The 19,935-nt window shown below is 75.8% G+C and carries 16 protein-coding genes; 7 read left to right on the top strand and 9 right to left on the bottom strand.

What is annotated here, in order from left to right; translation table 11 throughout:
* Nucleotides 1–61 precede the first annotated feature (61 nt).
* Nucleotides 62–1,480, top strand: coding sequence for a hypothetical protein (locus tag ACPXCB_RS16405; RefSeq protein WP_425876283.1), 1,419 nt, complete (start codon nucleotides 62–64; stop codon nucleotides 1,478–1,480).
* Nucleotides 1,477–2,943 (top strand): NADH-ubiquinone oxidoreductase-F iron-sulfur binding region domain-containing protein, encoded by a 1,467-nt coding sequence (locus ACPXCB_RS16400; protein ID WP_425876281.1) that lies wholly within the window; start codon nucleotides 1,477–1,479, stop codon nucleotides 2,941–2,943. The genes ACPXCB_RS16405 and ACPXCB_RS16400 overlap by 4 nt, the downstream gene beginning before the upstream one ends.
* Nucleotides 2,944–2,965: 22 nt before the next feature.
* Here ACPXCB_RS16400 and serS read toward each other — a convergent pair whose 3' ends face one another.
* The 3 genes from serS to ACPXCB_RS16385 form a co-directional block, all read right to left on the bottom strand.
* A complete protein-coding gene (serS, locus tag ACPXCB_RS16395; protein ID WP_425876279.1) occupies nucleotides 2,966–4,249 on the bottom strand; it encodes a serine--tRNA ligase in 1,284 nt (427 codons plus the stop codon).
* 186 nt (nucleotides 4,250–4,435) lie between these two features.
* Nucleotides 4,436–5,512 carry a MerR family transcriptional regulator gene (locus ACPXCB_RS16390; protein WP_425876484.1) on the bottom strand — a complete coding sequence of 359 codons (1,077 nt, stop codon included), beginning with the start codon at nucleotides 5,510–5,512 and terminating at the stop codon, nucleotides 4,436–4,438.
* Between the two features lie 90 nt (nucleotides 5,513–5,602).
* Nucleotides 5,603–6,784, bottom strand: coding sequence for a saccharopine dehydrogenase family protein (locus ACPXCB_RS16385; protein WP_425876277.1), 1,182 nt, complete (start codon nucleotides 6,782–6,784; stop codon nucleotides 5,603–5,605).
* A 188-nt stretch (nucleotides 6,785–6,972) separates the two neighbouring features.
* Here ACPXCB_RS16385 and ACPXCB_RS16380 point away from each other — a divergent pair, with 188 nt between their 5' ends.
* Nucleotides 6,973–8,040, top strand: a complete 1,068-nt coding sequence (locus ACPXCB_RS16380; protein WP_425876276.1) for a MerR family transcriptional regulator — start codon at nucleotides 6,973–6,975, stop codon at nucleotides 8,038–8,040.
* A gap of 111 nt (nucleotides 8,041–8,151) precedes the next feature.
* Here the strand turns inward: ACPXCB_RS16380 and ACPXCB_RS16375 are convergent, their stop codons facing one another.
* Both ACPXCB_RS16375 and ACPXCB_RS16370 read right to left on the bottom strand, forming a co-directional pair.
* The gene (locus ACPXCB_RS16375) at nucleotides 8,152–9,330 is read right to left on the bottom strand and encodes a zinc-dependent alcohol dehydrogenase (RefSeq protein WP_425876274.1); all 1,179 of its coding nucleotides are present in this window, start codon (nucleotides 9,328–9,330) and stop codon (nucleotides 8,152–8,154) included.
* A complete protein-coding gene (locus tag ACPXCB_RS16370; RefSeq protein ID WP_425876272.1) occupies nucleotides 9,327–9,776 on the bottom strand; it encodes a hypothetical protein in 450 nt (149 codons plus the stop codon). Before ACPXCB_RS16370 ends, ACPXCB_RS16375 begins: the two co-directional genes overlap by 4 nt.
* 192 nt (nucleotides 9,777–9,968) lie before the next feature.
* Here ACPXCB_RS16370 and ACPXCB_RS16365 point away from each other — a divergent pair, with 192 nt between their 5' ends.
* Nucleotides 9,969–12,938 (top strand): LuxR C-terminal-related transcriptional regulator, encoded by a 2,970-nt coding sequence (locus ACPXCB_RS16365; RefSeq protein ID WP_425876270.1) that lies wholly within the window; start codon nucleotides 9,969–9,971, stop codon nucleotides 12,936–12,938.
* 54 nt (nucleotides 12,939–12,992) lie between these two features.
* Here ACPXCB_RS16365 and ACPXCB_RS16360 read toward each other — a convergent pair whose 3' ends face one another.
* Entirely contained in the window at nucleotides 12,993–13,538 is a 546-nt protein-coding gene (locus ACPXCB_RS16360) for a DsbA family protein (RefSeq protein ID WP_425876268.1), read from the bottom strand.
* 83 nt (nucleotides 13,539–13,621) lie between these two features.
* Nucleotides 13,622–14,308 carry a BON domain-containing protein gene (locus ACPXCB_RS16355; protein WP_425876266.1) on the bottom strand — a complete coding sequence of 229 codons (687 nt, stop codon included), beginning with the start codon at nucleotides 14,306–14,308 and terminating at the stop codon, nucleotides 13,622–13,624.
* Nucleotides 14,309–14,588: 280 nt separating this feature from the next.
* On the opposite strand from ACPXCB_RS16355, the gene ACPXCB_RS16350 reads away from it, so the two are divergent.
* Both ACPXCB_RS16350 and ACPXCB_RS16345 read left to right on the top strand, forming a co-directional pair.
* Entirely contained in the window at nucleotides 14,589–17,300 is a 2,712-nt protein-coding gene (locus ACPXCB_RS16350) for a cellulose binding domain-containing protein (protein WP_425876264.1), read from the top strand.
* Nucleotides 17,301–17,535: 235 nt separating this feature from the next.
* Complete coding sequence (locus ACPXCB_RS16345) at nucleotides 17,536–18,174, top strand: maleylpyruvate isomerase N-terminal domain-containing protein (protein ID WP_425876262.1); 639 nt, start codon at nucleotides 17,536–17,538, stop codon at nucleotides 18,172–18,174.
* Between the two features lie 328 nt (nucleotides 18,175–18,502).
* Here ACPXCB_RS16345 and ACPXCB_RS16340 read toward each other — a convergent pair whose 3' ends face one another.
* Together ACPXCB_RS16340 and ACPXCB_RS16335 are read right to left on the bottom strand one after the other, a co-directional pair.
* The gene (locus tag ACPXCB_RS16340) at nucleotides 18,503–18,907 is read right to left on the bottom strand and encodes a hypothetical protein (RefSeq protein ID WP_425876260.1); all 405 of its coding nucleotides are present in this window, start codon (nucleotides 18,905–18,907) and stop codon (nucleotides 18,503–18,505) included.
* Between the two features lie 171 nt (nucleotides 18,908–19,078).
* On the bottom strand, nucleotides 19,079–19,225 hold the full coding sequence (locus ACPXCB_RS16335) for a hypothetical protein (protein WP_425876258.1): 147 nt from the start codon (nucleotides 19,223–19,225) through the stop codon (nucleotides 19,079–19,081).
* Nucleotides 19,226–19,552: 327 nt separating this feature from the next.
* Between ACPXCB_RS16335 and ACPXCB_RS16330 the strand changes: the two genes are divergently transcribed.
* Nucleotides 19,553–19,915, top strand: coding sequence for an STAS domain-containing protein (locus ACPXCB_RS16330; RefSeq protein WP_088998998.1), 363 nt, complete (start codon nucleotides 19,553–19,555; stop codon nucleotides 19,913–19,915).
* The last annotated feature ends 20 nt before the right edge of the window (nucleotides 19,916–19,935 follow it).

Raw genomic sequence — 19,935 nt, 5'->3', positions numbered from 1 at the left:
CCGCGCGCCGGTGATCCGCCCGCCCTGCCCGTCCGTACTCGATGGGGAACAGGGCCGGCCGGTGGTGCGCCGCCGCGAGACGATCGAGGAGCAGATGGCCCGGGCACAACGGAACCAGAAGCCGCCCACCGTCCGGACCACCAGCACCAGCCGGGGGGCCCGTACCCGGTCCCGGTCCGCGGTGGCCCTGCTGACCCTCTCGGCGCTCGCCGCGCTGTGGGCCGCCACCATGCTGACCGGCGCCGGCTCGGCCGCGTACGCGTACGGCTTCTTCTTCACCGAGTTCTTCGCCGGGGTCGTCGCCCTCGTGGCGTTGAGCCTCACCGTGATGATGGGGCTGCTCGCCACCGACCGGCTGGTGCTGCTGATCCGGCACCGGGTGCTGCTCCAGTCCGCGCACCGGGCCACCGGCATCCTCGGCGTCGCCGGGCTGGTCTTCCACGTGCTCACGAAGATCGCCACCGGCCGGGCGGCGAGCACCGACGCGGTGGTCCCCTTCGTCGGTGGACGGGGCCTCTACGTCGGCCTCGGCACGGTGGCCGCCCTGCTGATGGTGAGCGTGCTCTGGACCGGTGTCGTCCGGGCCCGCTTCGCGGGGGTCGGCCCGAGGTGGCTCTGGCGGACCCTGCACTCGGCCGCGTACCTCTCCTGGCCGTTCGCCATCGTGCACGGGCTCAACGCCGGGCGGCCCGCGAAGCCCTGGGTGCTGCTGAGTTATCTCGTCTGCGTCCTGCTGGTCGTGCTGGCGCTGCTGGTCCGCCTCTCCGTCAGCCTCGGCCGGCGCCGCCGGGAGCAGCACCAGGCCGCCGCGATGAACCAGGCCCTGGCCGGGCGGCCGGCCGAGGACGCCCCGCGCCGGTCGCTGTTGCGGGGCCGGACCCGACGCGCCGGCCGGGCGGCGGAGCCGGAGCGGCACGTGGGGACCTGGGCCGGCGCCACGATCGCCGGTACCACGGTCACCGGCACCTGGTCCGCCCCCGCCGCGCGGCGCCGCGACCCGGAGCGGTTCACCGTGCCGGCCGTGCCCGAGCCCGGCACGCTCCGCGACCCGGCACGCCCGCGCCGGCGTGCGGCGGAACTCGCCCCGGCCGGCCGGCGCCGAGGCGAGGAGGAGCCCGCGCCGCCCCGCCGCCGGGAGGAGGCCGAGGAACCCTGGGACAGCCCCCGACGCTGGGAGCCGAGTGACCCGATCTCCGCCGGTCCCATGTCCGCCGGCCCCGTGTCCGCCGCGCCGCGCAGCGGCGGTGGCCGGCACAGCGTCGAGGACGACCGGGACCTCGAACCGGACTACTGGCGGCCCCCGGTCCGGTACGTCCCCGAGGAGGTCCCGCTGCCGGCCGACGACACCCCGACCCTGGTCGACCTCGCGTCCCGACGGGCACGCCGGGCCGCCGGCGAGAGCCGGTCGGCCCGCCGCCGGGTCAACGCCGACGCCGTCGACGGGGCGTACTGGGCCGGGCTGCGGGGTGAGGCGAAGTGATCCGGACGACCGTGCCTCCGGTGGCGTGCGTCGGCGAGCCCCGGCTCACCGCCGGCTTCGCCGAGTTCGGCCGGCTCGACCTGCCCGCCCACGAGGAGGTGCACGGGCCGGTCGGGCCGATGGAACCGGCCACCCTGCTCCGGCTCGCCGAGGGCGTCCAGCTCAAGGGCAAGGGCGGCGCGGGCTTCCCGTTCGCGAGGAAGCTCCGCGCGGTGCTGGAGTCCTGCGAGCGGCGGGACCTCCCGGCGGTGGTGGTGGTCAACGCCACCGAGGGGGAGCCGGCGAGCTGGAAGGACAAGGTGCTGCTCACCCGGGCCCCGCACCTGGTCCTCGACGGCGCCGCGCTGGCCGCGTACGCGCTGGACGCCGACGAGATCGTCGTCGGAGTGGCCGACGACGGGGTGGGCCGCGACTCGCTGACCGAGGCGCTGGAGGAACGCCGGATGCCGGCGCCGACCAGCATCGTCACCGTGCCGCACCGGTTCATCTCCGGCGAGGGCGGAGCCCTGGTCAACGGCATCAACGGCCTGCCGCACATCCCGCCGGGCACCAAGCGACGCTCCAGCGACTCCGGCGTCGGCGGCCTGCCCACCCTGCTCTGCAACGCCGAGACGTACGCCCAACTCGCGGTCGCCGCCCGGCTCGGCCCGTACGAGTACGCGGCGCTCGGCACCGACGACGAGCCGGGCACCGTGCTGCTCACCGTCACCGGCGCGGCGGGACGCCCGGCGGTGGTGGAGTGCGCGGCCGGCACCGCGCTGCGCGAGATCCTCGACCTGTGCGAGGTGCCGGACGGGCCGGGCATCCTGACGGGCGGCTACCACGGCAGGTGGATCACCCGGGAGGCGGCCGACCGGGCGGAGATCTCCCGCAAGGGGCTGGCCGCCGTGGGCGGCACCCTCGGCGCGGGCATCCTCGTCCCGCTCGGCGCGGACACCTGCCCGCTCGGCGAGGCCGCCCAGGTGGTGCGCTACCTGGCCGGCGAGTCCGCGGGGCAGTGCGGCCCGTGCCGGATGGGCCTGCCCGACCTGGCCCGCGCCGTCGACCTGGCGGTCTCCGGCAGCGCCCCGGTGGAGGTGGTCCGCGCCGCCGCCGGCGACGTGAAGGGCCGCGGGGCGTGCAGCCACCCCGACGGTACGGCCCGGTTCGCGCTCTCCGCGATGGAGGTCTTCGCCGAGGACCTGCGGCTGCACACCACCGGCGAGGGTTGTGGCCGGCGGGTCCGGGCGGTGATGGGCCTGCCGGGCGCCCCCGACCCGAACCCGCAGCGGCTCACGCTGGACTGGTCCCGCTGCGACGGGCACGGGCTGTGCGCGCACGTGGTGCCGGACTTCATCCGGCTCGACGGGAACGGCTACCCCGCCTTCCCGCCCACCCCCGTGCCGACCTGGCTGCGCGAGGGCGCGCGCAAGGCGGTCAAGGTCTGCCCCGAACTCGCGCTGCGACTCACCCCCGCCCCCTGAGGGGGCGGGGGAGGCCGGCGGGTCAGCGGGGGGTGAGGCGGTCGGTGCCCAGGCGGGCCTGGAGGACCTCGGGGACCAGCACCGAGCCGTCGGGCTGCTGGAACTGCTCCAGGATGGCCGGGAAGAGCCGGCTGGTGGCCAGCGCCGACCCGTTGAGGGTGTGCACGAAGCGGGTCTGCTTGCCGCCCGGCTCGCGGTAGCGGATGGCCGCCCGGCGCGCCTGGTAGTCGCCGGCCCAGGAGACCGACGACACCTCCTTGTACTTGCCGGTGCTCGGCATCCACACCTCGATGTCGAGGGTCTTCTTCATCGACGCGCTGGCGTCGCCCGCCGACAGCAGGGTGCGCTGGTAGTGCAGGCCCAGCTTCTCGACCAGGCTCTCCGCGTGCAGGAGCATCTCCTCCAGCGCGGCGTCGGCCTGCTCCGGCAGGCAGAACTGGAAGATCTCCACCTTGTTGAACTGGTGGCCCCGCACGGTTCCCCGCTCGTCCGAGTGCGAGCCGGCCGCCTCGCGGCGGTAGCAGGGGGTGTACGCGAACGCCTTCAGCGGCAGCTTCGCCGTCTCCAGGATCTCGTCCTGGTACGCCCCGAGGATCGCCGTCTCCGAGGTGGGCAGCAGGAACTGCCCGCGCGGGGCGGACTCCCGGTCCAGGTGGTAGACGTCGTCGTAGAACTTCGGGAACTGGCCGGCGGCGAAGCCGGCGGTGTCCAGCAGCAGGTGCGGCGGGAGCAGGAACTCGTAGCCGGCGCCGATGTGCTCGTCGACGAAGAAGTTGAGCAGCGCCCACTCCAGCCGGGCGCCCATGCCCGTGTACATCCAGAAGCCCGAGCCGCCGAGCTTGACCCCGCGCTCGTGGTCGACCAGGCCCAGCATCCGGCTCAGCTCGATGTGGTCGCGGACCTTCTCGATCGCCGGCGGCTCGCCGAAGGCCCGGACGACCCGGTTGGCCTCCTTGCCGCCCGGCAGCACGTCGTCGGCGGGCAGGTTGGGCAGCTCGCTCATCACGGAGCGCAGCCGCGCCTGCACCTCGTCCAGCTCGGACTCCAGCTCGGCGAGCTGCTTGCGGCCCGCCTCCGGCGTGGAGACCTCCGGCTCGGTGCCGGCGCGCTTCGCCGCCGCGTAGGCGCGCGCCTCGGCCTTGCGGCGCTGCCGCTCGCCGTCGATGCCACTGATCAGGGCGCGGCGTTCCTGGTCGAGCCGCTGGATCTCGTCCAGGGCCCGGTTGACCTCGGCGGGATCCAGTCGCTTCGCCAGCGCGGTCGCCACCGCCTCGCGATCCTTCCGGATCAACTCCATGTCGAGCATGCTGCTCCGTACGCTCCGTCCGGACGTCGGGTGGACCCACCGATGCTACCGTCGCGGCCCGGCCGCGCCCCGGCCCGGTCTCGACGACCCCGCCCGGCAGGCGTCGCACCCCCGCGACGCCGGGCGCTCGGCCCGCAGCCGGCGCGGCGGTCAGAGCCGGCCGGCGGCTCGGGGCCGGCGCGGCGGTCAGAGCCGGATGGGCATCAGGACGGAGAACGCCTCGACGTCGTCCGGCCGGCGCACGGCCAGCGGGGCGATCGGCCCGTCCAGCTCCAGCAGCAACTGGCCCCGGCCGGCCGCGTCGAGGGCCTCCAGCAGGTAACCGCCGTTCACCCCGACGCGGAACGCGTCGGACTCCCCGGCCAGCTCGTCCGCCCCGAGCAGCCGCACCCCGCCCCGGCCGTCCGGGCCGAGCACGGTCACCGCGAGCGGGAGGCCGTCGTGCCGCCGGGTGACGACGGGGGCGTCGGCGCTGGTCAGGGCCGCCCGCAGGGCGTCGGCGTCGACCGTCAGCCGGTGCGCCGGCCCGTCGTCGGGCGTCGGGCGGAGCAGCCGGCGGTGGTCCGGGAAGTCGTACGGCAGGACGGCGGCGTCGACCGTGCGGCCGGCGACGGAGACGGAGATCGTGCCGGCGGCCACCGTCAGCCGGGCCTCGGGGGTGCTCCCCGCGCCGGTGTCGAGCAGGGCCCGCACCTCGTCGACGAAGGCGACCGGGGCGAGCACCCGCACCGCCGGCCCGTCGACCCGGGCGTCCGCCCGCGCGACGGCCAGCCGGTGCCGGTCGGTCGCCACCAGCCGTACGCCGTCGACGTCGGACTCGAACAGCACGCCGGCCAGCACCGGCAGGTCGGGATCGGTGCCGACGGCGAAGCGGACCGCGTCCACGGCGGCGGCCAGGTCGACGCGGGACAGGACGAGACGGGTGGTCATGGCGGGCTCCCCGGGGTCGATCAGCGTACGGATCCGGGAGAGCTCCCGGCGGGCGTCGGCGAGACCGTCCTCCAGCCGGCGCAGGTGCGCGTCGAGCAGGCGGTGGATCTGGGCCGGCTCGGACCGCAGCGCGGCGGCGATCTCGGCGACCGGCAGGCCGACCCGGCGCAGCCCGGCCACCAGCCGGGCGGGGGCCACCTGGTCGCCCGTGTACCAGCGGTAGCCGGTCACCGGGTCGACCAGGGCCGGGGCCAGCACCCCGGCCGAGTCGTAGAACCGCAGGGCGCTCACGGTCAACCCGCTGGCCCGGGCCAGCTCGCCGATGCTGCGCAGGTCGCTCTCCACGGCGCCGATCCTGTCGTCTCAACCTGGTCGAGGGTCAACCCGCGCCGGGCCGGGCGGCCCGACGGTCGGGGCCTGCGCTCAGCGGGGCCGGTCCAGCACCCGGAAGGTCATTCCCGCCCGCACCAGCCGGTCCAGCAGCGCGTCGCCCATCGCCGCCACCGGCGTGACCTGCCCCGCCGTGGCCGGCAGTTCGTCGCCGGCCAGGCAGAGCGCCGACTCGCCGAGCATCTTCGCCGTCTCGTCGTAGCCGGGGTCGCCGCCGGCCACCTCGGTCAGCACCCGCCGCCCGCCGCCCGTGGCGACGAACCGGACCCGGAACCAGGACTTCGCCCGCTGCTGCGGCGTCGGCCCCTGCCCGGAGGCGAGCCGGCCGAGCAGCCAGCGCCGGGTCGGCGGCAGCTTCACCAGCGCCACCAGCCCGCCCAGCCCGACCCCGCCGGCCAGCACCGTGGGCAGCCGCTTCACGGCCGCGAAGTGCCGGTAGCGGAAGTCCGGCCCGTACTCCGGGCGGGCGGCGGCCGAGCGGCGGACCACCTGCGGGTCGATGGTCGGCAGCGGCACGATCCACATGCCCAGCTCCTTCGAGCGGGCGAGGCGGCCGGGCACCGCGCGTACCCGCCGCCCGGTCGGTCGCGGCTCGACCTGCCGCCGCTCGCGGGCCGCCCGGGACGCCTCGGCGGTACGGGAGAAGGCGGTGAGCGCCGAGTGGTACGTGCCGGCGGAGAACCGCCCGCCCGCCCGGACGAAGCCGTCGACGGTGATCGGCACGTCGTCCGGGAGGTGCTTGAGCGTGAACCAGACGCCCAGGTCGTGGGGGATCGAGTCGAACCCGCAGGCGTGCACGAGCCGCGCCCCGGTGCGCTCCGCCTCGGCGTGGTGGCGCACGTACATCAGGTCGACGAACTCGGGTTCGCCGGTGATGTCGAGGTAGTCGGTGCCGGCGCGGGCGCAGGCGGCGACCAGCGGCTCCCCGTGGTGCACGTACGGGCCGACGGTGGTGGCCACCACCCGGGCGCTCTCGGCGACCGCCCGCAGCGACTCCGCATCGGTGACGTCGGCGGTGAGCAGGGGCAGCCCGGCCAGCGCCGGGTCGATGGCGGCCAGCCGGTCCCGTACGGCGGCCAGCCTGCCGGGGTTGCGCCCCGCGAGCGCCCAACGCAGCCCCGGCGGAGCGTTGCGGGCCAGGTACTCGGCGGTCAGCCCCCCGGTGAAGCCGGTGGCCCCGAAGAGGACGACGTCGTATGTCCGCTGCTCACACATCCACCGAGTCTGCCACCCGGCGCGGCGGGCGGGCGGCCGACGCGGGCGGTGTCGAAGCCTGGGCAGCCGCGGGACGTGGCCCTGGTCGAGCTGTCGGGGTCGAGGTCCCCGGTCTTGACCTTGCCCCTCGGGCAAGGCCCACCCTGGTGCGTGCCGGTCGCTGTGATCGGCACGAGGAGGATGTCGACGTGGGGCTGCTGACCATCGGGGCGTTCGCCCGGGCGGCGAGACTGACACCGAAGGCGTTGCGCCTGTACGACCAGGTCGGGATCCTGCCGCCGGCCGCGGTCGATCCCGAGTCCGGATACCGGCTCTACGACCCGGAGCAGCTGCCGCTGGCCCGGCTGGTCGCCCAGCTACGTCGCCTCGGCATGCCACTGGCGAAGATCCGCACCGTGTGCGGCCTGGAGCCCGCGGCGGCGGCTGAGACGATCACCGCGTACTGGCAGGAGGTCACCGCCGACACCGCAGCTCGCGCGCGGCTCGCCACCTTCCTCGTGGATCGTCTGTCAGGAGGAGGCACCACCATGGTCCAAGCGAATCCCACCCTTGTCGTCCGCTACGCCGCCGGGTGTGACACCGGGGCCGTACGCGACAGCAACGAGGACGCCGCGTACGCCAGCGAGCGGTTGCTGGCCGTCGCCGACGGCATGCGAGGGCCTGGCGGCGCCGCAGCCAGCACGGCCGCCATCGACGCCCTGAAAGCGTTGGACCTCGCCGACGTGCCGGCCGCCGACCTGCTGACGATGCTGGCCGCTGCGGTCGCCGACGCCGACCGCACCGTGCGCGCGCTCGCGACCGACGACCACCAGCCGGTCACCACGCTGACCGCGCTGCTGCGCAGCGGCTCCCAGTTGGCCCTGGTGCACATCGGCGACACCCGGGCATACCTGCTGCGCGGCGGCGAACTGGCTCTGCTCACCCAGGACCACACCTGGGTGCAGACCCAGGTGGATCAGGGCAAGCTCGACCGGGACCAGGCTGCCGCGCATCCCGAGCGCGCTCTGCTGGTGCGCGCCCTCGGCGGCGGGCAGCAGGTCGAGGCCGATCTTGCGCTACGCACCGCCCTGCCCGGTGACCGGTATCTGCTGTGCTCCGACGGGCTGTCTGCCGTCGTCAACCGGGCCATCCTGCAATCGGCACTGAGCGCCGCCACCGATCCTGCGCTCACGGTGCGCAGACTGATCGACCTGGCGCAGGCCGAAGGGGCGCCGGACAACATCGCCTGCGTCATCGCCGACATCGCTGCCGGGTAGACCCCACACGGTCCTGGACGCTCCCTGCGCCGTCGCGGTCCGGCGCAGGGAGTGCTGGGCCGCTGCGCGGAACCGCAGTCGTGGGCGTCCTCGACGTCGCAGCGTTCCGCCTCAGCCGGCGGCGGCCGGAAGGTCGGGGCTGAGTACGGCGCGGACGCAGCCGTCGGCCCGGTCCCGGAACAGCGCGTACCCCTGCGCTCCCCGCTCCAACGGCAGCCGGTGGGTGGCCAGGTGCTCGGTACGCAGCTCGTCGCGGGCCATCCGCTCCAGCAGCATCGGGATGTAGCGCTGCCCGTGCTGCCGAGCGCCCCGCACCGTCAGCCCCTTCTGGGTGACCGCCCCGAGCGGGAAGGTGTCGACGAAGCCGGTGAACTCGCCGAGCAGGAAGACCGAGCCACCCTTGCGGCAGGCGTGCACAGCCTCACGGACGGCGGCCGGTCGCTCGGCGCCGCCGGTGAACCGCTCGGCAAGCGACCGGGGGCCGTGCCCGTTCCAGGCCGCCCCGACCGCCTCGACGCAGACGTCCGGGCCTCGGCCGCCGGTGCGCTCGCGCAGCTCGGCGACGACGTCGGCGAGCCGGTGGTCGATCGGCTCCGCGCCGGCGTGCCGTTCGGCCATCCGCAGCCGCTCCTCCTCCGCGTCGACGACGATCACCCGCTCGGCGCCGAGCAGCCACGCCGCCCTGGCCGCGAGCTGCCCGACCGCGCCCGCGCCCCAGACCGCCACCACGTCGCCGGGGCGCACCTGGCCGAGGTCCGCACCCATCCAACCGGCCGGCGCGGCGTCGGAGGCGAACAGGGCGCGGTCGTCGCTGACCGCCTCCGGCACGGTGAACGCGCCGACGTCCGCGTACGGCACCCGGACGTACTCCGCGTGGCTGCCGGCGAAGCCGCCCATCGCCCGGGGCTGACCGAACGCCCCGCCGGTGGGATGGCCCCAGGCCGCCTCGGTGACGGCCGGGTCGGCACTGCCGTTGTCGCAGCAGGAGGGCAGGTCGCGCCGGCAGTACCAGCAGCTGCCGCAGGCCACCGACGAGCAGACCACCACCCGGTCGCCGACCCGGTGCCGGCGTACCTCCGGCCCGGCCTCGACCACCTCGCCGAGGAACTCGTGGCCGAGCACGTCCCCGACGGCGAGGAACGGCACCCGCCCGGCCAGCAGCGGCAGGTCCCCGCCGCAGGTGGCGCTCTGCCGGACCCGGACGATGACGTCGTGGCCGTTGCGCAGCTCCGGGTCGGGCACCTGCCGTACCGCCAGCTCGCCCGCGCCCACCCAGCACAGCGCCCTCACCGCGGCGGTCCCGGCGGACGGTCGGCCGGCCAGCGGTCCGCGCGGAGCACCTCGCCGGTCTCGGCGAGCTGCTTGACCTCCCGCAACGCCCGCCGCACCAGCAGCCCGGGATCGTCGCCGACCAGGTGGGCGGCGAGCCCCGCCGGGGCCGCCGCGCCGGGCACCGGCCGGGCGGCCAGCTCCGTGCCCCGGCAGCCGGGGGCCGGCCGCAGCTCGACCTGCACGGCGCGGCCGAGCCGGCGCAGGGGCTCCGGCCAGCGGCCGCCGGGCAGCACCTCGCCGGGCGGGCGGTCGACGGTCACCACCTGCCAGCGCGCGGGTCGCGGGTCGGTGCCGGCCGCGCGGGGCCAGTCCGATCCGCGCCGCCGTACGGCCAGCGCCCGGCCCGCCGCCGCGACGGCGACCGCCACCACGGTCGCGCCCGCCAGCCGTCGTCTCCGATCCACCTCGGCCCCGCCTCCCGGTCCCCTCCCACGCCGGACGCGCACCGGCGCGCGCGGCCGGTCGCCCGCGTACGACCAGGGTCGGCCGGGGCGGGGTGAAGCCGGCTCCCCCCGAAGGGGTGAACGGGCCCGCGCCGGGTAACCGCCGCCGGCGGGACCTGGGGGAGTGGACGCGTCGGTGGAGGGCGGGGCCGGATGCCGGAGGACGTACGGGACACGGGAGTCGTCGCGGTCGCACCCGGGCCGGCCGGCGCGCCGCTGCTGACGTCGCGGCTGTGCCCCGCCCCGCCGCCGGAGCCGCTGGTGCTGCGACCCCGGCTGCTGCGGGCGCTGGACGAGGGGACCGCCGGGCCGGTCACCCTGGTCCGCGCCCCCGCGGGGTGGGGCAAGACGACGCTGCTCGCCTCCTGGTTCCGGGCCGCCGGGGAGGCCGGCGCGCCGCGGGGCCGGGTGGGGCCGGGGCCGGTGACCGACGCCGCCCAGGGGCGCCGGGACGACGGGCCGACCGGTGCCGCGCCGGGCGACTTCGGCGCGGCGGCCGGCGTGCCAGCCGAACCCGGTGGGCCCCGGGCAGCCTGGGTCTCGGTGGAGACCGGCGACGACGGGGACCGGCTCTGGTCCTACCTCGCGGCGGCGCTGCGCGCGGCCACGGATCACGCCGACTTCGTGCCGGGGCCACCCGTGCCCGACCGGCCGCCCCGCCCCGACCAGTTGGAGGTGCTGGCCGCGGCCCTCGCCGCCCGGGAACGGCCGGTGCTGCTGGTCCTGGACGACCTGCACCGGATCACCGACCCCGAGGCACTGGCCGGACTGGAGTTCCTGCTCCGCCACGCCGAGCAGCGGCTGCGGCTGGTGGTCGGCGCCCGCGCCGGGCTGCCGCTGGCCGTGCACCGGCTGCGGCTGGCCGGCGAGCTGACCGAGGTCGGCCCCGACGAACTGGCCTTCGGCGACGACGAGGTCGCCGACCTGCTGACCGCGCACGGGGTGGCGCTGCCGGCGGCCGGGGTACGCCGGCTGCGGGAACGCACCGGCGGCTGGCCGGCGGCGCTCCGCTTCGCCGCGCTGGCGCTACGCGGGCAGCCGGACCCGGCCCGCTGGGCCGAGCAGTTCGGCGGCGACCAGCCGGACGTGGCCGGCTACCTGCGCGAGGAGGTGCTGGCGGGGCTCGACCCGGACGCGCGGGACGTGCTGCGCCGCTCCGCCGTCGCCGACGCGGTCTGTGCCGGCCTCGCCGACGCGCTGACCGGCCGGACCGATGCCGAGCAGGCGCTGGCCGGCCTGGCCGGCGACGGCGGGCTGCTGCGCCGCGACGACAGCCGCCCGCCCTGGTACCGGTGCCCCCCGCTGCTGGCCGACCTGCTGCACGCCGAGCTGGGCCGGCTGCCCGCCGACGAACTGCGCGACCTGCACCTGCGCGCGGCCGGCTGGTACGCCGACAACGGGCGGCCCGCCGAGGCGCTGCGGCACGCGCTCGCCGGCGGCGACCACGACCGGGCCGCCGCGCTCTTCGTGGCCCGCTGGCCGGAGCTGGTCCCGTACGACCGGGAGACGCCCGCCAGCCGTCCGCCCGCGCCCCCGCCGCCGGAGGCCGTGCGCCGCGATCCGGAGCTCGGGCTGGCCTGCGCCGCCGAGCGGGCCCGGGCCGGCGACGCCACCGCCGCCGCCGGGCACCTGCGCGACGCCGTCGAGGCCGCCCGGACGCTGCCGGCGCCGCGCCGGGACCGGTTCCGGCGGCTGGTCACCGCGCTGGAACTCACCCTGGCCCGGCTGGCCGACGACCCCGAAGCGGTACGCGCCGCCGCAGCCCGGCTGCTCGCCACCCGCCCCGCACCGTCCCCGGCGTCGCCCGACCTGTCCGTCTCCCCGGCGTCGCCCGGAGCGTCCCCGTCCCCGGCGACCGGTGGGCCAGCGGGGCGCGCGGCGCCGTCGGGGAGCGCCGTCGACGGGCTGCTCGCCGCACCGGTGCCCGCCGAGCCGCGCGGCGCCGCCGCCGAGGACGCCGACGTGCGGGCGGTGGCCGGCACCGCGCTGGGCCTGGCCGACCTGGCGGACGGGGACCTGCCCGCCGCCGGCCTCGCCTTCGCCCGGTCGCTGTCGGCGGCCCGGGAAGCAGGACGACCGCGTACGGAGCTGGTCTGCGCCAGCCGGGCGGCCCTGCTGCACGCCGTCCGGGGCGAGCTGCGGGCCGCCGAGATCCTCGCCCGGGACGCCCTCGCCATGCCGCCCTGCCACGGTTGGTCCTGCCGGGAGGACTGCGCCCACGCGTACCTGGCGCTGGCCCTGGTCGCGCTGCACCGGGACCAGCCCGAGGAAGCGGAGGCGAACCTGGCGCTGGCCGCGCCGGCCACCGGCGAGCCCGTGGTGGGGGCGGTGGCGGCGCTGTGCCGGGCGTACCTGCTGCGGGACGCCGGTGACCTGCCCGAGGGCCACCGGGTGCTGGCCGAGGCACGGGAGCGGCTGGCCGACCGCCCCCGGGCCGGCGAGCTGACGCACTGGCTGCTGGCCGCCGAGTCGGACGTACGCGGGGCACGGGGTGACCTGGGCGCCGCCCGGGACCTGCTCGCGCGGGCACCCGACGCGGCCGCCCCGCCGCTGGCCGTCGCCCTCGCCCGGGTGGAGTTGCGTGCCGGCGACCCGCGCGCCGCCGGGTACGCGCTGCCGGACTGGGAGGCGCCGGAGGCGGCCGGCTGGCCGCTGCCCGTACGCCTGGACGCCGCCGTGCTCGACGCGGTGCTGGCCGGGCGCGCGGGCGACGACCGGCGGGCCGGACGGCTGCTGGAGCGGGCTCTCGACCTGGCCGGGCCGGAGGGCTTCCGGCGGGCGTTCACCCGCGCCGAGCCCGGCGTCCGTGACCTGCTCGCCGCGCACCTGGACGGCGGTACCGCGCACTGGCCGACGGTCAGCGACCTCGTCCGGGGCGCCGACGCGCCGGCCGAGCGGGCCCCGGCGGAGCGGGGCACGGGGGCGCTGGACGAGCCGCTGACCGAGCGGGAGCTGACGATCCTGCGTTACCTGCAGAGCATCCTGTCCAACGTGGAGATCGCGGCCGAGCTGTCCCTGTCGGTCAACACGGTCAAGACCCACGTGCGCAACATCTACCGCAAGCTCGACGCCACCCGCCGCCGCGAGGCCGTCCGCCGAGCCCGCGCCCTCCACCTCATCTAACCCACCCCGCCCCTCCACCCCTCCACTGCGTCGATCATGCACTTGTGGCGGGCGTTACGGGGTGGCGGTGTCGACGGCCGTCAGGAGGTCCGTCAGGTCGTAGGTGCCGTCGTGGCGGGTGCCGTTGACGAACAGGGTCGGGGTGGCATGGACGCCGCTGCGGATGCCGCCCACGAAGTCCCGCCGCACCCGGTCGCCGTGCGCCTGCCGCTCCACCTCCGCGGCGACCTCGTCGGCGGGCAGGCCGAGCTGCTCCATGCCGAGCGACAGGTGCACGGGGTCGAGCTGGTCCTGGTGCTCGTAGAGCCAGTCGTGCATCGCCCAGAACTGCCCGCGCCGGCCGGCCGCCTCGGCCGCCTCGGCGGCCTGCTCCGCGTACGGGTGCATGTTGGTGATGGGGAAGTGCCGGTACACCAGCCGCACCGTGTCGGCCCGCTGTCGCAGCAGCTCCCGCAGGTTCGCGTACGCGGCTCCGCAGAACCGGCACTGGAAGTCGGCGTACTCGACGATGGTCACCGGCGCGTCCACCGGCCCGCGGACGTTGTCGTGCCCGGTCACCGGGGTCCGCAGGCGGGCGGTGACCTGGAGTGGAGTGGTCATCGGGTCACCTCAGTCATGCCTCCCAGCCTTCCCCGCGGCGGGGTGAGGGTGGCTCACCCCGCCCGGGTGGTCCGGCGCCCGGCTCAGCCCAGCACCGGGGCGACCGCGATGTGGTTCTGCACCTCGCGGATGCCCGGCGCGCACCAGACGGTCCGTTCCACCTCGGCCCGCTCCGGCATCGAGTGGACCAGCCCGCCGAGCAGCACGGTGTCGCCGTGCACCCGGACGGTGATCCGCTCCGCCTCGGTGGCCCCGTTGCGGGCCAGCGCGTCGACGATGCGTACCGCCAGGTCGTGCCCGTCCGGCCGGGTGTCCGGGCGGACGGTGATGCCGTTGCTGACCCCGCGTACGCCGGTCAGCCGGGCCACGGCGCGTTCGGCGGCGCGGCGTTGGTACTCCCAGTCCACCTCGCCGTGCAGCGTGACCCAGCCGCGCGAGACGGTCACCTCGAGCTGCTCCAGGGGCACGAACGCGTCCCACTCGAGCGTGTGCCCCGCCGCGGCGGCGATGTCCGGGTCGGCGCGTTCGGCGCCGGTGCCGAGGCGTACGGCCAGGTCGTTGGCGACCGCCCGGACGCGCGCCACCCGGTGCGCCGCCCGCTCGGCGGCCCACTTCTTGGCGTAGCTGTCCACCCGGCCGGTCAGCGTGACCACACCCTCGGCGACGGTCACGCCGATCTCGTGCGGCCGTACCCGGGGTTCCCAGGTCAGCTCGTCGAGGACGGCCGACTGGATGTCCTGGTCGGTACGGCTGATCGTCTCGATGGCCATCTGTCACTCCTCACGGGATAGCTGCCGGTGCGCACGGGTTCGCCGGGACCGATCCTGGCGCCGGCCGGGGTGAGGGCCCCTCACCCGAACCGGGTGGCTCTTGGGAGCGCTTCCAGGTGGCCGGTCGGATCGGTTAGGGTAAGCGCGTTCCTCGGGTGCGGGAGCCGTCGCGCCGATGACCGGAGCCAGGGCAGCTCCGGCGCGATTCCGCACGTACCCGTTGCCGGGTCCGGCCGTCACCACGTCGGCTCCCGGCGTCCGAACCCGGAAGGAACCGCAGATGCGCAGAAGTTACGCCGGCGCGGTCGTGTCCGCGCTGGTCGTCGCCGCGGCCGTCGTGGCGGCACCGTTCACCGCAGCCGGCGCGCCCACCGCCGCAGCCGCCGCCGAGCCGTACACCTGGAAGAACGTCCGGATCGACGGCGGCGGCTTCGTCCCCGGCATCGTCTTCAACCCCACGGAGAAGAACCTGATCTACGCCCGCACGGACATCGGCGGGATGTACCGGTGGACGCAGGCCACGCAGTCCTGGACGCCGCTGCTGGACTGGGTCGGCGCCGACAGGTGGGGCTGGAACGGCGTGGTCAGCGTCGCCACGGACCCGGTGCAGACCAACCGCGTCTACGCGGCCGTCGGGATGTACACCAACGACTGGGACCCGAACAACGGCGCCATCCTCCGGTCGGCCGACAAGGGCGCCACCTGGCAGGTCACCGAGCTGCCGTTCAAGAACGGCGGGAACATGCCCGGCCGGGGCATGGGCGAGCGGCTGGCCGTCGACCCCAACCGGAACAGCATCCTCTACTACGGCGCCGAGGGCGGCAACGGCCTGTGGCGCAGCACCGACTTCGGGGCGACCTGGGCGAAGGTGACCAACTTCCCCAACGTCGGCAACTACCGGGCCGACCCGAGCGACCCGAACGGCTACAACGGCCAGAATCAGGGCCTGACCTGGGTCAGCTTCGACAAGAGCACGGGTACGGCCGGCACCGCCACGCAGACCGTCTACGTGGGTGTGGCCGACAAGGAGAACCCGGTCTACCGCAGCACGAACGGCGGCGCCACCTGGGAGCGGATCGCGGGGCAGCCGACCGGTTACCTCGCGCACAAGGGCGTCGTCGACCCGGTGGGCGGCTTCCTCTACATCGCCACCAGCGACACCGGCGGCCCGTACGACGGCGGCAAGGGCGACGTCTGGAAGTTCAGCCGCGCCACCGGCGCGTGGACGCGGATCAGCCCGGTCCCGTCCACCAGCGCCGACGCGTACTTCGGCTACAGCGGCCTGACCATCGACCGGCAAAAGCCGAACACCCTGATGGTGGCCACCCAGATCTCCTGGTGGCCGGACGCGATCTTCTGGCGCAGCACCGACGGGGGAGCCACCTGGACCCGGATCTGGGACTTCACCAGCTACCCCAACAGGTCCAAGCGCTACACCATGGACGTCAGTTCGGTGCCGTGGCTGACCTTCGGCAGCAACCCCGCCCCGCCGGAGGAGACGCCGAAGCTCGGCTGGATGAACGAGTCGGTCGAGATCGACCCACACGACAGCAACCGCTTCATGTACGGCACCGGCGCCACCATCTACGGCAGCACCGACCTCACCAAGTGGGACACCGGCGGCCAGTTCACCATCAAGCCCATGGTCAAGGGCCTGGAGGAGACCGCGGTGCTCGACCTGGTCAGCCCGCCGTCCGGGGCGCCGCTGGTCAGCGCGCTCGGTGACATCGGCGGCTTCCGGCACACCGACCTGGACGCCGTGCCGCCGATGATGTTCACCCAGCCCACCTTCACCAGCACCACCAGCCTGGACTACGCCGAGACGAAGCCGGCCGTGATGGTGCGCGCCGGCAACTTCACCGACGCGGACCGCCCCAACGACAGCCACGTCGCGTTCTCCACCGACGGCGGCGCCAACTGGTTCCAGGGCAGCGAGCCGTCCGGCGTCAACAGCGGCGGCACGGTCGCCGCGTCGGCCGACGGCAGCCGCTTCGTCTGGGCGCCGGGCGACGCCGGCCAGCAGGTGGTGCACTCGGTCGGGTTCGGCAACGCGTGGACCGCGTCGACGGGCATCCCGGCCAACGCGACGATCGAGTCCGACCGGGTCGACCCCAACAAGTTCTACGGCTTCAGCGGCGGCGAGCTCTACGTCAGCACCAACGGCGGGGCCAGCTTCACCGCCTCGGCCGCCGCCGGCCTGCCCAGCACCGGCAACGTCAAGTTCAAGGCGCTGCCCGGCAGGACGGGTGAGCTGTGGCTGGCCGGCGAGGGCGGGCTGTGGCGCTCCACCGACTCCGGGGCCACGTTCACGAAGCTGGCGGGGGTGAGCACCGCCGGCAACGTCGGCTTCGGCAAGGCCGCGCCCGGCCGGACGTACCCGGCGCTGTACCTGTTCGGCACCGTCGACGGCCGGCCCGGCGTGCACCGCTCGGACGACACCGGCGCGACCTGGGTGCGGATCAACGACGACCAGCACCAGTACGGCAACGCGGGCGAGGCACTGACCGGCGACCCCCGGGTCTACGGCCGGGTCTACCTCGGCACCAACGGCCGCGGCATCCTGGTGGCGGACCGGCTCGGCGGCACGCCCGACCCGACGCCGACCACCTCCACCCCGCCCCCGACGACGCCACCTCCGACGACGCCACCTCCGACCACCCCGCCCCCGACCACCCCGCCGCCGACCAGCGGTTGCACGGCGACGTACCGGGTGACCGGCTCCTGGCAGGGCGGCTTCCAGGGCGAACTGGTGGTCCGCAACGCCGGCAGCGCGGCGATCGCCGGCTGGACGGTGGGCTGGACCTTCCCCGACGGCCAGCAGATCACCCAGCTCTGGGGCGGCACCCACACCCAGACCGGGGCGACTGTCTCCGTCCGGGACGCCAGCTGGAACGGCGCCCTCGGTGCGGGCGCCACCGCCACCGCCGGCTTCCTGGCCAGTACGACCGGCGCGAACACCGCCCCGACCACCGTCACCTGCACCGCCCGCTGACCGCCGCGCTCCGCCGACCGCGCACCCCCGTCCCCACCAGGGGCGGGACGTGCGCGATCGTGCGGAGCGGCCCGGGTCTCCTACCGGCGCGGACGGGCTCCGGCTGTGCCGTTCCGGTCGGCACCGCCTCCGGTTCGTGGCCGGGAGGGGGCGGGCTACCCGGCACGCACCGAGAGGGCCGGTGTCCCCGCAAGCCATAGGCTCGGAGCTTCGCCCGTCGAAGGAGGGATCCTCCGTGAGTCCGATCAGGACGGCCTATCTCACCGCCGCGCGCTCGGCGGTGGACCTGCTCGCCGACCCCGCCGTAGCAACCCGCTGGGACGAACCGAGCGCCCTGCCTGCGTTCGGCGTGGGGGGCCTGGCCGGCCACCTCGCCAGCCAGGTGCTCGGCGTCCCCGCCGTGCTGGCCGCAACCGTCCCCGCCGGCGAACCCGTGGGACTGCTCGACCACTACGCGCGCGGCACCTGGCTCGGCGCCCCGGTCGACGCCACGGTGAACGTCGCCATCCGCCGCGCCGGTGACGGCCTCGCCGCCGACGGCCCGGCCGCTCTGGTCGACCGGTGCGCCGCCACGCTGCGCGAGTTGACGGACGTGCTGGCGGCGGAGCCGTCCGGGCGGGTGGTGCACATGGTCCGTGGCCCGTGGTCGCTCACCCTGGACGACTACCTGGCCACCCGGCTGATGGAACTCGTCGTGCACGCGGACGATCTCGCGGTCAGCGTCGGCGTGCCCACCCCGGAGCTGCCGGCCGAGACCGTCGACCCGGTGCTGACGCTGCTGGCCCGTCTCGCCGTACGCCGGCACGGGCAGCCGGCGGTGCTGCGCGCCCTGAGCCGGGCGGAGCGGGCTCCGGCGAGCGTCGCCGCCCTCTGAAGCCGCCCTCTGAACGGGCCGCGAGCCTTCGGAACAGGGCCGCTGGCTGCGGGCCGTGAGCCCGCCGGCCACGGCTGCGGGCCGTTGAGCCGCGAGCCTCTGAACAGGGCCGCGAGCCGCGGGACGACTGGCCGCGGGACGGTGGGCCGCGGGACGGTGGGCCGCGGGACGGTGGGCCGCGGGGCCGCGGGGCCGCGGGGCGGCGGGACGGTGGGCCGCGGGACGGCGGGCCGCCTGTCGCGGCACGTCGCCCCGGAACAGGCGCGGGCCCCGGCCGACCTCGATGGGTCGACCGGGGCCCGTTCGTCGCGAGCGTGTGCCGGACCGGTCAGCCGTCGAGGCCGACGGGGGAGTTGGGTCGGTCGACGTCGACGAACTCGATGTCGTCCATCGCCCGGTCGCCCCGGCTGCCGGCGGCCCGCGCGGCGGTGCCGGCGGCCCAGCCGATGGCCGCGCCGACCAGCGTGGCGCCGATCAGCAGCGTCCAGGGCAGCGCCGGCCGGCGGCCGGCCAGCGCGTCGAAGGCCTGGGTGGCCCGGCGCCGGGCCTCGTCCGCCGCCGAGCCCACCAGGTCGCCGGCCTCGTCGGCGAAACCGGAGCCGCCTCGGCGGGCCGAACGGGCGGTGTCCCGGACGCTGTCGCTGGCGGAGCTGACCGCCGAGACCAGGTGCTGCCACGCCTGGTCCGTGATCCGCTCGGGCTTGCTGCGGTCCAGCAGGTTGCTTCCGAACATGGTGGTTACCTCCTCGGGCCGAAGCCGGCGGCCATTTTCGGACTTCGGCGTCGCACCGGCGTGTGACGGTTCGCTCGTTTTCCGCCTGTGCCCCGCAGGGCTGCTCCGCAAACCCCGTACCGCGGGTGCGGCAGCCCGGGTGACATCGGCGGGCGGTGCGCGGGCCCGGCGTCAGCGGACGGCGACCGCCGTGGTCGCGCCCCGCGCGAAGTCGTCGTCGTCGTCGTCATCGTCGCCTCCGCCGCCGCCGAACCCGCAGGCCAGTACGAGGGCCAACAGCGCGCTGACGCCGGCCAGCGCGGCAAGTCTCCTGAGCATCGATCGTCCTCCCGGTCGCAGTCGTGTCTCCGAGCCGATGCTAGGCAGAACGGGCAAGGACCGTGCCGAAGCGGTACGGGCCACGCCGGGGGACCGGCTGTTGGGCGGTGCCGGAGGAAGCCGGCTACCCTGGGGCGCGACGTGTCAGCGGCAGCTGATCGTTGGTTGGGCAAAACGTTAATAGTCCGGATAAGGGCGACTTGCTGTGCCCTGATCCGCGAATTGCTCATCCCGAGGGGTGGCGACCGAGGCCGTCAGAGGAATACTCTCGGTCGCGGCCCGCGTACTGATGAGGCGCCCGTCGGACGGGCGAGTGGAGGTGCTCGCGTGAGCCTGTCGATCGTGAAGTCGGTCCTGCCCGGTGGTGTCATCGAGATCGCCCCGCGGGGGGAGATCGACGTCGACACCGCGTACGAGGTGCGCGAGGCGATCGCCGAGGTCCTGACCAAGGGGCGCCCCGGTCGGATCGAGCTGAACATGCGGCTCGTCACCTTCATCGACTCGGTCGGCATCAGCGCGATGGTCGCCGGCTTCCAGACCGCCGAGGTGAGCGGCGTCAAGCTCGTCGTCACCGAGCCCAGCCGCTTCGTGCACCGGCAGCTCTGGGTGACCGGCCTGCTCGGCCTCTTCGGCGCCCCCGAGCCCTACTACGCCGGCGCACCCACCCCCGAGGTCCTCCCGGGCGCCTGACCCGCCCACGGCGCCGCGAG

The sequence above is a fragment of the Micromonospora sp. DT62 genome, from assembly GCF_049847285.1.
Classification (GTDB): Bacteria; Actinomycetota; Actinomycetes; order Mycobacteriales; family Micromonosporaceae; genus Micromonospora; species Micromonospora reichwaldensis.
Note: the sequence above shows the minus strand (reverse complement) of the source record. Positions and strands in the feature narration are given on the sequence as shown.